This window comes from Streptomyces sp. NBC_00258, from assembly GCF_036182465.1.
In the GTDB taxonomy this organism is placed as follows: Bacteria; Actinomycetota; Actinomycetes; order Streptomycetales; family Streptomycetaceae; genus Streptomyces.
In genome coordinates this window covers 2,671,705-2,690,879 of record NZ_CP108081.1, presented here as the reverse complement: position 1 = coordinate 2,690,879, position 19,175 = coordinate 2,671,705, and the positions used below count along the sequence as shown (strand labels likewise).

Below are 19,175 nucleotides of genomic sequence, written 5' to 3'. Positions count from 1 at the left end.
TTTGGTTAGGTAATCCTTACCTTAGTATGACCTGCGGTCCTCCGGCTGAGCCGGTTCCGCACACTCTGGAGGCACGGTCAGCTGTGTCCGGTTTCGAAACTCGTGTGTCCGGTGTCGACGACGGTGATGTGACGGCGTACTGGCGTCGGCGGCTCGATCCGCTTCCTCAGGAGGCCGCCCTCCCCGTCGACTTCCCGTATCCGCTGAAGCCCGGCGGAGAGCCGCGGACGATCGGCCGCACACTGGACGCGACGGCCGACGAGGCCACGCTCCTCGCCGCGTACGTGGCGCTGCTGCACCGCTACGGCGGCGCCCGCGACATCACGGTCGGGTACGGCGGGCTGCCGGTCCGGGTCGCCCTCGACGGCGGCACCGGGTTCGCGGAACTGGTGCGACGGGTGGCCGACGCGTGCGCGGAGGCCGAGACCCATCGGGTCGGGCCGGCCCTGCTGGTCGCCCAGACGCGGCCGGAGCCGACGCGGGGCGGCGGGCTGCTGTTCAACACGGCGTTCGGTGCGGGATTCGGCACAGCGCTCGGCATGGCGCCCGGGGTGACCTCCGCGGGCGTACGCGACGACTCACCCGACACGGCGACGACCGACTCGCCCGACACGGTGACGACCGGCTTGCTCGGCACGGCAGCGACCGGTTCGCTCGACCTCGTGCTCGAAGTCCAAGCGGGCGAAGTGCTGGTGACGTACCGTCAGGATCTCTTCCGGGCCGAGACCGCGCAGCGGACGGCCGAGCACTACGCCACCCTGCTGGCCGACGGGCTCGCGCGGCCCGACACCCCGGTCGGTGAGCTGGAGCTCCTGACCGCGGAGGAAAGCCACCGCGTCCTGCGGGAGTGGAACGACACCGACCACACCGTCCCCCTGCGCACCTGGCCGGAGATGTTCGCCGAGCAGGTCGGGCAGCGGCCCGACGAGATCGCTCTGGTCTTCGAGGACACCCGCCTGACCTACGCCGAACTGGACGAACGCGCAGGCCGGCTGGCCCACGCCCTCGTCGCGCGCGGCGCCGGACCCGAACGCGTGGTCGCGCTGGCCGTGCCCCGCTCGGCCGAGCTGATCATCGCCGAGGTCGCCGTACTGAAGTCCGGTGCCGCCTATCTGCCGGTGGACACCGACTACCCGGCGGACCGCATCTCCTACATGCTGGCCGACGCGGGACCCGCCTGCCTGATCACCACGACCGAGGTCGCCGAGGGCATTCCGCCCTGCGAGGGCATGGACGTCCTGGTGCTCGACGCGCCCGACGTCGTACGGGAGTTGAGCGAGCCCCGGCCGGGCGCCCCGGCCCACGGCCCGCTCTCCGTCGCCAACGCCGCCTACGTGATCTACACCTCGGGCTCCACCGGCCGCCCCAAGGGTGTGGTGCTCTCCCACGCGGGCGTCGCCAAACTCGTCGCCACCCAGACCGAGCGGTTCGGGATCGGCCCGCACAGCAGGGTGCTCCAGTTCGCCTCGCCGAGCTTCGACGTGGCCTTCTGGGACCTGTGCCTCGGGCTGCTCTCGGGCGGCCGACTCGTCGTCGTACCCACCGAGTTGCGGGTGCCCGGCGCGCCGCTCGCCGACTACGCCCACGCCAACGGCATCACCTTCATGATCCTCCCGCCGGCGCTGCTCGCCGCGATGCCCGAGGACGTCGAACTGCCGCCCGCCACACTGCTCGCGGGCACCGAGCGGGTCTCGCCCGAACTCGTCGGGCGGTACGCGCGCGGCCGGATGATGTTCAACGCCTACGGCCCCACCGAGGCGACCACCAACTCCACGCTCGGCCTGTGCGACCCCGACACCCCCGCCGGGTCGATCGTGCCGATCGGCGTCCCCGACCCCGGCACCCGGGCTTACGTGCTCGACGCCCGGCTCGGCCCCGTACCGGCGGGCGTCCCGGGAGAGCTCTACCTCGGCGGGGCGGGACTCGCGCGCGGCTATCTCGGGCGGCCCGACCTGACGGCCGAGCGGTTCGTCGCCGACCCGTTCGGAGCGCCAGGGGAGCGGCTGTACCGCACCGGCGACCTGGTGCGCTGGAAGGCCGACGGACGTCTGGAGTTCCTCGGCCGGGCCGACTCACAGGTGAAGATCCGCGGCTTCCGCATCGAACCCGGCGAGATCGAGTCCGTACTGCGTGCCCACCCCGCCGTGGAACAGGCCGCGGTCGTGATCCGCGAGGACCGGCCGGGCGACCGCCGGCTGGCCGCCTATGTGGTGCCCGCACTCGACGCCGGCCAGGACTTCGGCGAGCAGGTCCAGGAGTGGAAGGACCTGCACGAACTGCTCTACGCGGCGGCCGGATCCGAGGGTCGCCAGGACGGGGCGGCGGGCGTCGGCGACGGTTCCGCGGGGTTCCGTGAGAACTTCGCCGGCTGGAACAGCATGTACGACGGACTGCCCATCCCCGTGGCGGAGATGCGGGAGTGGCGCGAGGCGACCCTCGCCCGGATCGGGGAACTCGCGCCGCGCCGCGTGCTGGAGATCGGCGTCGGCAGCGGTCTGATCCTCTCCCGGATCGCCCCCGGCTGTGAGGAGTACTGGGGCACCGACCTCTCCGAGGAGGCGGTACGTGCCCTGCGCGCCCAGGTCGACGCGGTACCCGGACTGGCCGGCCGGGTGCACCTGAGCGCCCGGCCCGCGCACGACACCGACGGGCTGCCGAAGGAGTTCTTCGACACCGTCGTCCTCAACTCCGTTGCCCAGTACTTCCCCGGCGCCGGCTACCTCACCGATGTGATCGGCGCCGCCGCCGAACTGCTGGCCCCCGGCGGGCGGCTCTTCATCGGTGACGTGCGCAACGCCCGGCTGCTGCGCTGCCTGCGCGCCGCCGTGGAGACCCGCCGCGCCACCGGCACGGAGGACAAGCAGGCCCTGCGGGCCGCCGTGGAACGGTCGGTCGCCTGGGAGGGCGAACTGCTCCTGGACCCCGACTACTTCGCGGCACTGGACGGCTTCGACGCCGACATCCGCGTCAAGCGGGGCGCGCATCACAACGAGCTGACCCGGCACCGCTACGACGTGGTGCTGCGCAAGCGGGCACGATCGACGGCTCCGGCGCAGGCTCCCGCGCCGGCCGACGGGGACGAGATCGCGTGGGCCGACCTGGGCGGCCACGACGACTTCGCGGGCGGCCCACGCGGTCTGAACGCCCTCGACGCCCTGCTCGCGGAGTGTCCGGCCCTGCTCAGGGTCACCGGTCTGCCCAACGCCCGCCTCGCCGAGGACCTGGCCGCGCTGTCCGCCCTGGACGACAGCAGCCGCACCGCCGCCCCCGCGGAGGGGCCGGACCCCGAGGTCTTCCACACCCTCGCCGCCCGGCACGGCCTCCGGGCCGCGGTCACCTGGAACGGCGCCGCCGACGACGGCAGCCTCGACGTGCTGTTCGGACGCGACGACACGGTCCTCGACACACCCGGTGACCTCTACCGGCCGTCCGGCGCGGTCCCGCACGCCAACCGGCCCGCGCCCTTCCGTGACGTCAACTCCCTGATGAAGGCCCTGCGTTCGTACGCGGCCGATCAGCTCCCCGAGTACATGGTGCCGTCCGCCGTTGTCGCCCTGGACCGGCTCCCGGTCACCCCGAGCGGCAAGCTCGACGGAGCCGCGCTGCCCGTGCCCGACTACGGGGCCCTCAGCTCCGGCCGCCCGCCGCGCGACGCCCGCGAGGAAGTGCTCTGCGCGGCCTACGCCGAGGTCCTGGGCCTGCGCTCGGCCACCATCGACGACGACTTCTTCGCACTCGGCGGTGACAGCATCACCGCCATCCAACTGCTCATCCACGCCCGCAGAGCCGGGCTGCGGCTCAGCTCTCGCGATGTCTTCCGGCACCGTACGGTCGCCGCGCTCGCCGAGGCCGCCGACGTACGGACCGACCCGCCGGCCGACGGGCGAGACGCGGCGGAGGAGACCCCGCTCGTCCGGCTGACCGACTCCGAACTCGCCGAGATCCAGGGAGAGTTCCCGGTCGTCGTGCGGGAACTGCTGCCGCTGAGTCCCCTCCAGGAAGGCTTCTACTTCCACTCCGTCGTCGACGGCACGGACCGCGACGCCTATGTCGTCCAGCAGGCCCTCGAACTCTCCGGTCCGGTCGACAGCGAGACGCTCCGCCGGGCCGCCCAGCGCGTCCTCGACCGGCACGCCCCGCTGCGCGCATGCTTCCGCGCGCTCGCAGACGGCCGGCCGGTCCAGATCATCGCCGAGGGGCTGGAGCTGCCCTGGCGCGAGGTGGATCTCTCGGCGGGGGACACCCAGGTCGCCGACGACCGGCTGACGCTCGTCGCCGACGCGGTCGCCGCCGAGGAGCGCGCCCGCCGCTTCGACCTCGCACGGCCGCCGCTGGTGCGCTGCGCGCTGATACGGCTCGGCGAGGACCGCAGCCGACTTCTGCTGACGTTCCATCACATCGTCGCGGACGGCTGGTCGTTGCCCGTCCTGCACCGCGAGCTGATGGCCTGCTACGGCGAGACTCCGGCCGCGCTGCCCGAGGTCGCCCCCTACCGCTCGTACCTGCGGGGCCTCGCCGCGGCCGACCGCGACGCCGCGCGCGAGACGTGGCGCGGCGCGCTCGCCGGGATCGAGGAGCCCACCCGCCTCGTCGAGACGCCCGCCGACGGTACGCCGATCACGCCCGCGCAGATCCGTGTGGAGCTGTCCGAGCAGGTCACCGCCCGCCTGTCGGCCCGCGCCCGCGAACTCGGCGTGACGCTGGGCACGGTCGTCCAGAGTGCCTGGGGCCTGCTGATCGGGCGGCTCACGGCCCGCCAGGACGTGGTGTTCGGCACCACCGTCTCCGGCCGTGACGCCGAGGTCGAGGGCATCGAGTCCATGGTCGGGCTGTTCATCAACACCCTGCCCACCCGCTTCCGCTGGGAGCCCGCGGACACCCTCGCGGACCTGGTCGGACGCCTCCAGGACGAGCAGGCCGCGCTGCTGGACCACCAGCACCTCGGTCTCGCCGAGCTGCAGCGCGTCGCCGGACTCGCGGGCAGCGGTGAGCTGTTCGACACCCTGGTCGTCTTCGAGAACTACCCGTCCGCGACCGGCCTGACCGACCCCTCCGGCGCGGTCCGGGTCACGGGCCACGAGTTCCACGACGCCGTGCACTACCCGCTGGCCCTGATCGTGAAGCCGGGCCGGCGCCTCGACCTGCGGCTGAAGCACCACGCCCAGCGCCTCGACGCCGACAGCGTGCGCCGTGTCGCGGACCGCCTCACCCGGATCCTGCACGCCCTGGCCGCGGACCCCGGGCAGCCGGCCGCCGCCCTGGAGCTGCTCTCGGCGGACGAGCAGGCGCACGCCCACCCGGCAGGCGAACCGCGCGAGGTACCCGAGACGACCCTCGCCGGGTCGTTCATGGCCCAGGCCGTCCGCACCCCGGACGCCACGGCGGTGGTGTACGGGAACGAGACCCTCACGTACGAGGAACTCGACACCCGCGCCGAGGAGTTGGCCCGACGGCTCCGCGTCCGGGGCGCCCGGCCGGGCGAGATCGTCGCGATCGCCGTCCCGCGCTCGGCGGAACTCATGGTCGCCCTGCTCGGCGTGCTGAAGTCCGGCGCCGCCTATCTCCCCGTCGACGTGGACTACCCCGCCGACCGCGTGACCCACATGCTCGCCGACTCCGGAGCGGCGACCGTCGTCACCACCACCGACACCGCTTCCCGGCTGCCCGAGGTCCCGGGCCCGGCCCGCCTGCTCCTGGACACCCCGGACGAGGACGAGCAGACCGACGCTCCCCAGGTCCGCGTCCCGGCAGGCCCCGACGACCCCGCGTACCTGATCTACACCTCCGGGTCCACCGGCCGCCCCAAGGGCGTCGTCGTCACCCACCGCGCCATCGTCAACCGCCTGGCCTGGATGCAGGGCGCGTACGAACTCACCGCCGACGACCGGGTGCTGCAGAAGACCCCGGCCAGTTTCGACGTCAGCGTCTGGGAGTTCTTCTGGGCACTGTGCGAGGGCGCCACCGTGGTGCTCGCCCGCCCGGACGGACACCGCGATCCGGCGTACCTGGCCGGGCTGATCCGCGAACAGGGCGTCACCACGCTCCACTTCGTACCGTCCATGCTCGAAGCCTTCCTGCAGTCCGACGAGATCACCGCCGACCCGGCCTGGGCCGCCTCCCTGCGGCGCGTCTTCAGCAGCGGCGAGGCCCTGCCCGGCGCCGCCGCGGCCCACTGGCAGCGGCTCACCGGCGTACCGCTGCACAACCTGTACGGCCCCACCGAGGCCGCCGTGGACGTCACGTACCACCCGTACGACGGCACTCCCGGCACCACCGTGCCCATCGGGCGCCCGGTGTGGAACACCGGCCTGCGCGTACTGGACTCCTGCCTGCGCCCGGTGCCCGAAGGAGTGCCGGGCGAGCTGTACCTGACGGGCGTTCAGCTCGCTCGCGGCTACCACGCGCGACCCGGGCTGACCGCCGAGCGGTTCGTCGCCGACCCGTTCGGCGGGCCCGGCGAGCGCATGTACCGCACGGGCGACCTCGTGCGCCGCCGCGCCGACGGCGTCATCGAGTACCTCGGCCGCACCGACCGCCAGGTCAAGATCCGCGGCAACCGGATCGAACTCGGCGAGATCGAGGCTGCGTTGGCGCGTGAGACGACCGTCGCCCAGGCCGCCGTCACCGTCACGGGCAACGCGCTGGTCGCGTACGTGGTCCCCGCCCGCGACACACACCCGGAGCCCGCCGAACTCCAGGCCGCGCTCGCCGAGTCGCTGCCCGCGCCCATGGTGCCCGGCGCCTATGTCGTCCTGGACGCCCTGCCGTTGACGCCCAGCGGCAAGCTCGACCGGGCCGCCCTGCCCGCGCCGCAGGTGACACGGGCCGAGGTACGGGCCCCGCGCGACGAGCGCGAGCGCGCCCTCACCGACATCTTCGCGGCCGTGCTGAAGCTCGACGAGGTCGGCATCGACGACGACTTCTTCATGCTCGGCGGCGACAGCATCACCTCGATCGGCGTCTCCAGCCGTGCCCGCCGGGCGGGCCTGGACCTCAACCCGCGTGACGTCTTCGAACACCGCACACCCGCGGCCCTCGCGACGGCGGCCACCCCCGTCGCCGAGGCGCGCGCCCTGCGTTCCGACTTCGCCCTCACCGCCGAGGAGACCGAGCGCGTCCACCGCCTCAGCCCCGGCCCCGTGGACGACATCTGGCCGCTTGCCCCGCTCCAGGAAGGCCTCTTCTTCCACTCCACGTACGACGACGGCGCCCTGGACGTCTACACCGTCCACGAATCCTTCGACATCGCCACCCCGCTCGACACGGACCGGCTCCGCACCGCCGTGCGGGTGTTGCTGGAACGCACGCCCAGCCTGCGCGCCGGGTTCACCAGCGAAGGACTGCGCCAGCCGGTGCAGTTCATCGTCCGGGACCCGGAGATCCCGCTCGAAGAGGTCGACCTGTCCGGGCTGAGCGTGGCCGAACAGGACGTCCGGCTCAGGGAGTTGACCGACGCCGAGCGCACCCGCCGCTTCGACCTGACCCGGCCGCTGCTGTTCAGGATCCTGGTGATCCGGCTCGGTGAGGAGCGCGGCGACCGGCTGGTCGTCGGCCGCCATCTGCTCCTGTGGGACGGCTGGTCCGCCTGGCTCTTCCTCGACCAGCTCTTCGCCCTGTACGAGTCCGGCGGCGACGCGAGCGCCCTGCCCGCCCCCGGCTCCTACCGCGACTACCTGACCTGGCTGGAGGTCCAGGACACGGCGGTCGCCACCGCCGCCTGGCGCTCCGCCCTCGCGGGCCTCGACGAGCCCACCCTGCTCGTCGCCGCCGACCAGGGCCTGGAGCCGGACATCCCGGAGAGCCTCGACGCCTTCGTCGCGGACGAGGTGGGCGAGCGGCTGCGCGACATCGGCCGACGGCACGGACTGACCCTCAACACGGTGCTCAACGCAGCCTGGGGACTGACCCTGGCCAGCGCGACCGGCCGCACCGACGTCGTGTTCGGCACCACCGTCGCGGGCCGGCCGAGCGAGGTGCCGGAGATCGAGAACGTCATCGGCATGTTCCTCAACACGGTCCCCGCCCGCATCGCCTACGACCCGGCCGAGCCCGTGCTCGGGCTGCTCCGCCGCGTCCAGGACGAGCGGCTCGCCGTGATGCCGTACGAATACCTGGGCCTGGGCGTGCTGCAGGCCGAGACCGGCCACCGGCGGCTGTTCGACACCCTCTTCGTGCTGCGCAACAGCGACACCGAGGAACGGCTGGCCGAGCTGACCGAACAGCACGGGGCCACCGCTGTCGCCAACGTCGACGCCACCCACTACCCCGTGAACCTCGTCGTCACGCCGGGACGCAGCATCCAGGTCACCCTGACCCACCGGGCCGACGTCGTCGGGCGCCCGAAGGCGGAGGAACTGCTCCGCCGCTTCACCCTGCTCCTGGAGCGGCTGACCGACGACCTCGACGCCCCGGTGGGGAGCCTCGACCCGCTTCTGCCCACCGAACACGCGGAGTTGGAGCGCGAGCGGGCCGAGGGCCGGGTGCCCGACCCCGAGGACACCATCGCCGACCTGCTGGCGACCCAGGCCGCCGTCACCCCCGACACCACCGCACTGGTCTTCGGCGACGAGACCCTCACGTACGCCGAACTCGACGCCCGGATCAACCGCATGGCGCGGCTGCTGCTCGCCCGCGGCGCCGCCCCCGAGCGGGTCGTCGCGCTCGGGCTGCCCCGCTCCCTCGACATGGTCGTCGCGCTCTTCGCCGTACTGCGCACGGGCGCCGCGTACCTGCCCCTGGAGCTGGACTACCCGGACGACCGGCTCGTGGCGATGCTGGAGGACGCCCGGCCCGCCCTGCTCCTTTCGAACGCCGCCGTCTCCGCGCGGCTGACCGCGGACACCCCCCGCGTCCTGCTGGACGACCCGGCGGTCGCCGCCGAACTCGCCTCCCTTCCGGGCGACCTGGACCGGCAGGTCTTCAGCCTGGAACACCCGGCGTACGTCATCTACACCTCCGGGTCCACCGGCAGGCCCAAGGGCGTCGTCACCCCGTACCGCGGGCTGACCAACATGCAGCTCAACCACCAGCGGGAGATCTTCGAACCGGCCATCGCCTCGGCCGGCGGACGCAGGCTGCGCATCGCGCACACGGTCTCCTTCGCCTTCGACATGTCCTGGGAAGAGCTGCTCTGGCTGGTCGAGGGGCATGAGGTGCACATCTGCGACGAGGAGCTGCGGCGCGACGCCGAGGCCCTGGTCGCGTACTGCGAGACCCACCGCGTCGACGTGATCAACGTGACGCCCACCTACGCCCATCTGCTCATGGAGCAGGGCCTGTTGGAGGGCCACCGCCCGCCGCTCGTGCTGCTCGGCGGCGAGGCCGTGTCCGAGACGGTGTGGAACCGGCTGCGCGACACGGAGGGCACCTACGGCTACAACCTCTACGGGCCGACCGAGTACACCATCAACACCCTCGGCGGCGGCACCCTCGACAGCGCGACCCCGACGGTCGGGCGCCCGATCCGCGGCACCCGCGCCCACATCCTGGACGCCTGGCTGCGGCCGGTTCCCGAGGGTGTGCCGGGCGAGCTCTACATCGCGGGCATCGGGCTGGCCCGCGGCTACCTCGACCGCCCCGGCCTGACCGCCGAGCGGTTCGTCGCGGACCCGTTCGGTGAACCCGGCGAGCGCATGTACCGCACCGGAGACCTGGTGCGCCGCAACCCCGACGGCAACCTCGACTTCCTCGGCCGTACCGACGACCAGGTCAAGATCCGCGGCTACCGCGTGGAACTGGGCGAGATCGAGGCCGCGTTGTCGCGGCACCCCCAGGTCGCGCACGCCGCCGTCGTCGTCCGCGAAGAGCGGCTCGTCGGCTATGTCGTCCCGGGCCGGCTCACCGGCACCGACCGGGACGACGCCGAGCGCGACCAGGTCGGCGAGTGGCAGGAGATCTACTCCGACGAGTACGAGGAGATCAGCACCGCCGTCTTCACCGAGGACTACGCCGGCTGGGACTCCTCGTACGACGGGAATCCCATCCCCTTCGACCACATGCGGGAGTGGCGTGCGGCCACCGTCGAGCGGATCCGCTCGCTGGAGCCCCGCCGGATCCTGGAGATCGGTGTCGGCTCCGGCCTGCTCCTGTCCCAGCTGGCCCCGGACGCGGAGGCCTACTGGGCCACGGACTTCGCCGCGCCCGTCATCCGCAAGATCGGTGAAGACCTGCGCCAGGACCCGGAGTTGGCCGCCAAGGTCACGCTCCGCGCCCAGCCCGCCGACGACCTGAGCGGCCTGCCCGCCGACGGCTACTTCGACACGATCGTCATCAACTCCGTCATCCAGTACTTCCCGAGCATCGACTATCTGACGTCGGTGATCCAGGGCGCCATGCGCCTGCTGGCCCCGGGCGGCGCGCTGTTCGTCGGCGACGTACGCAACCTGCGGCTCGCCCGGACCTTCCAGACGGAGATCCAGCAGGCGAAGGGGGTCACGGACGAGGCGCTGGAGCGGGCCGTCGAACGCGGTCTGCGCCTGGAGAAGGAACTCCTCGTCGACCCCGACTACTTCACCACCCTCGGTCACGGCGTCGACCTGCGCACCAAGCGCGCCCGGCACCACAACGAGCTGACCCGCTACCGCTACGACGCCGTCCTGTACGCAGGCGAGCCCGCCCTCCGCCTCGACGGCATCCCGGTGGTCGACCACACGAGCGACCTCGACCTGGCCGGCCTCGCGCGGACGGCCCCGGTGCGCGTCAACGGCATCCCCGACGCCCGCATCGGAGCCGCCGGGGGAGTGGACCCGGAGACGCTTCGGGAGCTCGGCCTCGAATTCGGCCACCCCGTCCTGACCACCTGGTCCCGCGAACCCGGCACGTACGACGCGGTGTTCCTCGACGGCGCGGTGCCGCTCGACGGCAAGGGCGCCGGGCTCACCGCCGGACTGTATCTCCCCGGCGGAGGAGAGGCCCCGTACGCCACCGAGCCCACCATCGCGCGCGGCGCCAACAGCCTGATCCGGCGGCTGCGCGAGGACCTCAAGCAGCAGCTGCCCGACTACATGGTCCCGGCCGCCTTCGTGACCCTCGACCGGCTGCCCATGAACGACAACGGCAAGCTGGACGTCCGGGCCCTGCCCGACGCCGAACCGGCCGTCGCGCTCGGCACCGGCCGTGGACCACGCACTCCGCAGGAGGAGGTGCTCTGCCGCCTCTTCGCGGAGGTGCTGGGGCTGCCCGAAGTCGGCGCCGAGGACGCCTTCTTCGACCTCGGCGGTCACTCCCTCCTCGCCACCCGGCTCATCAGCCGGGCGCGTACCGAACTGGGTGCCGAACTGGCGATCCGCGACCTGTTCGAGGCGCCCACGCCCGAACTCCTCGCGGCCCGCGCGGACGGCGGGCGCCCCGCCCGCCCGGCCGTCGCACCCGCCGACCACAGGCCCGAGCGCATCCCCCTCTCGGCGGCCCAGCGTCGGCTGTGGCTGGTGGAGCAGATCACCGGCAGCGGTGTCGCGTACAACTTCCCGCTTGTCTTCCGGCTGCGCGGCGACCTCGACCTGGACGCGCTGCGGGCCGCACTGCGGGACGTCTCAGGGCGGCACGAGGCCCTGCGCACCGTGTTCCGCGAACACGACGGCGAGCCGTACCAGCACATCGTCCCGGCGGCCGAGGCCGAACCCGGCCTCACCGTGACGGACTGCGCCGAGGCCGCGCTGGACACCCTGATCGAGACGGCCCAGCGCCGCCCCTTCGACCTCGACCGTGAACTCCCGCTGCGCTGCGAGGTGTTCCGCGTCGGACCGGCCGACCACGTGGTCGCCGTGGTGCTGCACCACATCACCACCGACGAGTGGTCGGACCGGCCGTTCCTGGCCGACCTGAACGCCGCCTACGCGGCACGTACGGCGGGTGCCGCGCCGGACCGGGCACCGCTGCCGGTGCAGTACGCCGACTACACGCTGTGGCAGGAGCAGTTGCTCGCACAGGTCGGCGAGGCCCAACTCGCCTACTGGAACGACACGTTGCGCGACCTCCCCGAAGAGCTCACGCTGCCGCTGGACCGGCCGCGCCCCGCCGAGCCCACCGGACGCGGCGGCACCGTGCGCCACGAGGTGCCCGCCGAGGTGGGCCTGGCGCTGCGCGACCTGTCCGGCGCGACCGGGACCAGCATGTTCATGCTGCTCCAGGCGGCCACGGCGGCCCTGCTGCACCGGCTGGGCGCGGGCGAGGACATCCCGCTCGGGGCTCCGATCGCGGGCCGCACGGACAGCGGCCTCGACGACCTGGTCGGCTTCTTCGTCAACACGCTCGTCCTGCGCACCGACCTGTCCGACGGGGACGGCGACCTGACATTCCGTCAACTCCTGGGCCGGGTGAGGGAGTCGTCGCTCGCCGCGTTCGAGCACCAGGACCTGCCCTTCGACCGGGTGGTGGAGGCCCTCAACCCGCCGCGCGTGGCGGGCCGCAACCCGCTGTTCCAGGTGATGCTGGGCTACCACTACCGCCCCGACGGCGACCCGGACCTGCTGGGCCTGCCGACCGAGTGGTCCGACATGGACACCGGCATGGCCAAGTTCGACCTCGACTTCACCTTCGTGGACGAGGGCGAGCGGATCGTCCTGCTGCTGGAATACGCCTCGGATCTCGTGGACCCGGGCACGGCCGAACTGCTCGCCGAACGCCTGGTCCTGCTGCTGCGGCAGGCCGCCTCGGCACCGGACGCCCCGCTCGGCGCGATCGACGTACTGACCGACCCCGAGCGGGAGGCCGCCACCGGCGCGTGGAACGACACCGCCCACCCCGTCGAGCCCCGCGCGGTGCCCGAGGTGTTCGCCGACATCGCCCGAGCCCACCCGGACCGCACCGCGCTGGTCACCGGCACGGGACGCCTGACCTTCGCCGAACTCGCCGGCCGGGTGGACTCCGTCGCCGCCCTGCTCCGGCAGCACGGCGTCACCGAGGAATCCGTCGTGGGCCTCGCCCTGCCCCGGCACGAGATGGTGCCCGCGATCCTCGGCGTGCTCACCGCGGGCGCCGCGTACCTCCCGCTGGACCCGGACCACCCGGCCCACCGGCTGGAGTTCATGCTCGACGACGCGGCCCCCGTCTGCCTGCTGACCACCACCGCCCTGGCCGGCCGGCTGCCGTCGGCCACGGGCGTGGAACGGCTGCTCCTGGACGGCCAGTTGCCCGCCCCCACAGAACGAGCCGAGCCGTGTACGTACCCCGCACAGGCCGCCGCCTACACGATCTACACCTCCGGCTCCACCGGCCGCCCCAAGGGCGTCGTCGGCACTCACCGGGGCCTGAGCAACCTCTTCGCCTCGCACCTGCGCGACGTGATGAACCCGGCCGTGCGGGACACCGGACGGGACACCCTGCGCGCCGTGCACGCCGCCTCGTTCAGCTTCGACGGCTCCTGGGAACCCTTCATCTGGCTGCTCGCGGGCCACGAACTCCACGTGGTCGACGAGGCCACGATGCTGGACCCGGCCGCGCTGCTGGCCTACCTCGACGACCGGAGCATCGACTTCGTCGACCTCACGCCCACCTATCTGCGGGAACTGCTGCACCACGGCTTCCTCGCCCCCGGCAGCCGAGTCCCCGCCGTCATCGCCGTCGGCGGCGAGGCCACCCCGCCGCCGCTCTGGCGGCGCCTGGCCGCCCTGCCCGGCACGGCGGTCCACGACCTGTACGGGCCGACGGAGTGCGCCGTCGACGCCTACGGCTGGCACGGCGGCGACACCGGCCTGGCCCCCTGGGCGGCACCGCTCGACAACATCCGCGCTCACGTCCTCGACGAACGGCTGCGCCCGGCCCCCGTCGGCGTACCCGGGGAGCTGTACCTGGCCGGCGAAGGCCTCGCCCGCGGCTATCTGGGCCGCCCGGCGCTGACCGCCGACCGCTTCGTGGCGAACCCGTACGACGGGTCCGGCGAGCGCATGTACCGCACCGGCGACCTGGTGCGCCGCCGCTCCGACGGCACCCTCGAATTCCTCGGCCGGGCCGACGACCAGGTCAAACTGCGCGGTTTCCGCATCGAGTTGGGCGAGGTCGAGACCATCGTCACGGGGCACCCGGACGTCTCCGCGGCAGCCGTGGTCGTACGCGAGGACTCGCCGGGCGTGCGGCGCCTCGTCGCGTACGTGGTTCCCGTGCCCGGCCGGGAACCCGACCCGGCGGCCCTGCGCACCCACGTGGCCGGCGCGCTGCCCGAGCACATGGTGCCCGCCGCCTTCGTCGCCCTCGACGCGCTGCCGCGCACCATCGCCGGCAAGCTCGACCAGGCAGCGCTGCCCGCCCCGGACTTCACGGCGGCGGTCACCGGACGCCTGCCGCGCACCCCGCGCGAGGAGATCCTCTGCGGCCTGTTCGCGGACGTCCTGGGCCTGGAACGCGTCGGCATCGACGACGACTTCTTCGCCCTCGGCGGCCACTCCCTCGTCGCGATGCGCCTGGCCGCCCGCATCCGGGCCGCGCTCACCGCCGAGGTCTCCCTGCGTACGGTGTTCGAGGCGCCCACGGTCGCGCGGCTCGCCGAGCGCCTCAGGGAAGGCAGCGACGACACCGGCGCAGGGCTGCCCGTCCTCGCACCGGCCGAGCGTCCTGAGCGGATGCCGCTCTCCTTCGCCCAGCAGCGCCTGTGGGTGCTGTACCGGGTGGAGGGCCCCAGTCCCACGTACAACATCCCGCTCGCCTGGCGGCTCACCGGACCGCTCGACGCCGACGCGCTGCAACTGGCCGTCGACGACCTGGTCGCCCGGCACGAGCCGCTGCGGACCGTCTTCCCCGAGGAGGACGGGCGCGCGTACCAGCTGATCCTGGAACCGGCACAGGCCCGCATAGAGGTGCGGACGGCCGCTGTCACGAGCGAGGAGGAACTCGCCGAGCGGCTCACCGAGGCCGCCGAGTACGGCTTCGAGCTGGACCGGGAGGCGCCGCTGCGCGCGCACCTGTTCAGCACCGGGGACGACGAGCACGTACTGCTTCTCCTGCTCCACCACATCGCGGGCGACGAGTGGTCCGACGAGCCGCTCACCCGGGACCTGGCCGTCGCCTACGAGGCGCGCGCGGCGGGCCACGCTCCCGAGCGGGCGCCGCTGCCGGTCCAGTACGCCGACTACAGCCTCTGGCAGCGCGCGCTGCTCGGTGACGAGAAGGACCCGGAGAGCCTCTCCTTCCGCCAACTGGCGTTCTGGAAGCGGACATTGGACGCGCTCCCCGAGGAGCTCGCGCTGCCCGTGGACCGGCAGCGTCCGCTGGAGGCCAGCTACCGCGGTGGCGTGGTGGACATGGCCCTGGACCCGGAACTGGCGGCGGGGCTGCGCGAGCTGGCCCGGTCGGGCAACGTCAGTATGTTCATGATCGTCCAGGCGGCGGTGGCGGCACTGCTGACCCGGCTGGGCGCCGGTACGGACATCCCGCTGGGCAGCCCGATCGCCGGGCGCACCGACGAGGTTCTCGAGGACCTGGTCGGGTTCTTCCTCAACACCCTGGTGCTGCGCACCGACACCTCCGGCGACCCCGCATTCCGCGAACTGCTCGCCCGGGTGCGGGAGACCGACCTGGCCGCCTTCGACCACCAGGACGTGCCGTTCGAGCGGGTCGTGGACGTGCTCAACCCGGCGCGTTCGCTCTCCCGGCACCCGCTGTTCCAGGTCATGATCGTGTACCTGGCCGCGGGCGGTGACGAGGCGGGTCTCGCGGGACTTGAGTCGCGGCGGGAGGAGGTCGGCGCGACCAGCGCCAAGTTCGACCTCTCCTTCGACTTCGTGGAGCGGGCGGGGGACGAGGGCGTCGACGGCGTCCTCGAATACAGCACCGACCTCTTCGACCGCGCGACCGCCGAAGCCGTCGCCGAACGGCTCGTCCGCCTCCTGCGGGCGGTCGTCGTCGCCCCCGACACCCCGATCAGCCTCATCGACATCCTGGGCGCCGACGAACGCCACCGGATCCTCACCGACTGGAACGCCCGCCCACTGCTCGCCGAGCCGACCACCGTGCCGGCGCTCTTCGAGCGGCAGGCCGCGCTCTCACCGGACGCCCCGGCCGTCGCGTCCGACGGCATGAAGCTGACGTTCGCCCAGCTGAACGCCAAGGCCAACCGGCTCGCCCGGCTGCTGGTCGCGCACGGCGCGGGCCCGGAGCGGCTGGTCGCGCTGGCCCTGCCCCGTACGGCCCGCACACTGCTGGCCATCCTCGCGGTGCACAAGGCCGGAGCCGCCTACCTGCCGCTCGACCCGGACGCTCCGACGGGCCATCTGCGCGACACGCTGGAGGACGCCCGCCCGGTCCTGACGCTCACCACACGGCAGATCGCGCCCCTGCTCCCCGCGGACGGACCCCCGGTCCTGGAGCTGGACGCCGAGGGAACGTGCGAAGTGCTAGCCGAGCACGGCGCCACGGACCTCGTGGACACCGACCGCATCGCGCCCCTGACCCCGCGCCACCCGGCGTACGTCATCTACACCTCGGGCTCCACCGGCCGCCCCAAGGGCGTCGTCATCACCCACGAGACGGTCGGCAACCTCTTCCACAGCCACCGCGAGACGCTGTACGCGCCCGCCAAGGAGGCCACCGGACGCCGTCATCTGCGCGCCGGACACGCCTGGGCGTTCTCCTTCGACGCCTCCTGGCAGCCGCAGCTCTGGCTGCTGGACGGGCACTGTGTCCACGTGGTGTCGGACGAGACCCGCCGCGACCCCGAGCTGCTCGCCGCGGCCGTCGTCGAGCACGGCTTCGACTTCCTGGAGGTCACACCGTCGTTCTTCGCGCAGATGGCCGAGACGGGACTCGTCCGCGAGGACGGCAGCTGCCCCCTCTCCGTCGTCGGAGTCGGCGGCGAGGCCGTCCCCGTCGCGCTGTGGGAGCGGCTCGGACGGCTGAACGGCACCGAGGCGTTCAACCTGTACGGGCCCACCGAGTCCACCGTCGACGCCCTCGTGGCACGGGTGCGCGACAGCTCCCGGCCGCTCGTCGGCCGCCCGGTCGCGGGCACCCGGGCGTACGTCCTCGACGACCGCCTGCAGCCCGTACCGCCCGGCGTGACGGGCGAGCTGTACCTGGCCGGAGGCGGGCTCGCCCGCGGCTATCTGGGCCGGCCCGCCCTGACGGCCGAGCGGTTCGTCGCCGACCCGTTCGGCGGGCCCGGCTCCCGGCTCTACCGGACCGGCGACCTGGCCCGCTGGACCGCCGACGGGTATCTCGACTATCTGGGCCGCGCCGACGACCAGGTCAAGATCCGCGGCTTCCGTATCGAACCCGGCGAGATCGAGTCCGTGCTCGCCGCCGAACCGGACGTCGCCCAGACCGTGGTGACGGTCCGTCAGGAGGGACAGCGGAAACTGCTCGTGGCGTACGTGGTCCCCGTACCCGGCGCGCTGCCCGACCCCGGACGCCTGCGCGGCCATGTCGGCCGGCATCTCCCCGACCACATGGTCCCGGCCGCCGTCGTCCTCCTGGACCGGCTGCCGGAACTCGCCAACGGCAAGCTGGACCGGGCCGCCCTGCCCGCGCCCGACTTCTCCGCCCTCTCCACCGGCCGGGCACCCGGCACCGAACTGGAGAAGACGCTGTGCGAGGTCTTCGCCGATGTGCTCGGCCTGGACGAGGTCGGTGTCGACGACGACTTCTTCGCCCTCGGCGGCGACAGCATCATGGCGATGCAACTCGTCAGCAGGGCCCGCGCGTCGGGCGTGCGGATCACCCCGCGCCTGGTGCTCCGCCACCGCACGGTGGCCGGGCTCGCGGAAGTCGCGACCGCCACCGGCACCGCCGACGCGCGTCCGGTCGACGACGGCACCGGCATCGTGCCGCTGACGCCGGTCATGCACTGGCTGCGCGAACTGGGCGGCCCGTTCAAGGGCTACCACCAGGCGGCCCTCGTCCAGACGCCCGCCGCACTGGACCGGCCGAGGCTCGCGACCGTACTGCGGGCTCTCGCGGACCGGCACGCCATGCTGCGCGGCACCCTGGTCCGTACGGAACCGGGCGGCTGGAGCGTCGAGGTGCCGCCGGCGGGTGCGGTGGACGCCGACGCGTGGATCGAGCGGGTCGACGTCCGCGGACTGGACGCGGCGGAGCTGCGCACGGCGGTCGCGGACGGTGCCCACACCGCCCGTGCGGCGCTGGACCCCGACACCGGCGTCATGGTGAGGGCCGTGTGGTTCGACGCGGGCGAAGAGCCCGGCAGGCTGCTCCTGATGGCACACCACCTCGTCACCGACGGTGTGTCCTGGCGCGTCCTGCTGCCGGACATGGAGACCGCGTGGCGTGCCGTCGAGGCGGGGCGCCCGGCGGAACTGCCGCCCGTCGACACGTCCTTCCGCACCTGGTCGCGCAGGCTCGAAGAGCTGGCGCAGGACCCGGCCCGTGAGGCGGAACTGCCGTTCTGGACCGGCGTGCTGGAGGGCGCGGCGCCCCTGCCGCTGAAGCGCCCGCTCGACCCGGCCCGCGACACGGTCGGCACCGTACGGGAGCTGGAGCTGCGGCTGCCCACCGAGCACACGGGACCACTGCTGTCCGCGGTGCCCTCCGCCTTCACCGCGAACGTCAACGACGTCCTGCTCACCGCCCTCGGCCTCGCCGTGGCCGACTGGCGGCGCCGACACGACAGCGGCCCCGGCGGACCCGTCCTGGTCGACCTCGAAAGCCACGGCCGCGACGAGGAAGTGGCCGGCGACGTCGATCTGTCCCGTACGGTCGGCTGGTTCACCAGCATCTTCCCCGTTCTCCTCGATCCCGGTCCCGTCGACCTGGACGAGGCGCTGGAGGGCGGCCCGGCCGTCGAGGAGGCGCTCGCCCGGACCCGGGAGCACCTCGGCTCACTGCCCGCGAACGGCGTCGGCTACGGCATGCTCCGCCACCTCAACCCCCGTACGGCACCGGTCCTCGCGGGCTACGAGGCGCCGCCGATCGAGTTCAACTACCTCGGCCGCTTCGGCATCCCCGAGGCCACGGACTGGTCGTACGCCCCCGAGGAGGACGTCTCCGACATCGGCGCCGAGCCGGAGATGCGGGAGGGCCACGCGCTCGGCATCAACGTGGTGACCGAGGACCGCGCCGACGGACCCGTACTGTCCGCCAACTGGTCCTGGCCCGAGGCCGTCCTGTCCGAGGAGGCGGTCCGTGATCTGGCGGAGACCTGGTTCCGCGCACTCCGGGCCCTGGTGGCCCGCGCGGCAGCCCGTGACTAGCCCAACACCCCTGCAATCCAAGAGAGTCGGAGGACCAAC

The 19,175-nt window shown here is 73.1% G+C and carries 1 protein-coding gene; it reads left to right on the top strand.

The genetic code is table 11. The features are described from left to right. The first annotated feature begins 26 nt into the window (after positions 1 to 26). Positions 27 to 19,136 (top strand): amino acid adenylation domain-containing protein, encoded by a 19,110-nt coding sequence (locus OG718_RS12200; protein WP_443055010.1) that lies wholly within the window; start codon positions 27 to 29, stop codon positions 19,134 to 19,136. Positions 19,137 to 19,175: the final 39 nt, after the last annotated feature.

Coding starts and splice junctions, on each gene's coding strand:
- OG718_RS12200 (WP_443055010.1), top strand. CDS start 27: ATGACCTGCGGTCCTCCGGCTGAGCCGGTTCCGCACACTCTGGAGGCA.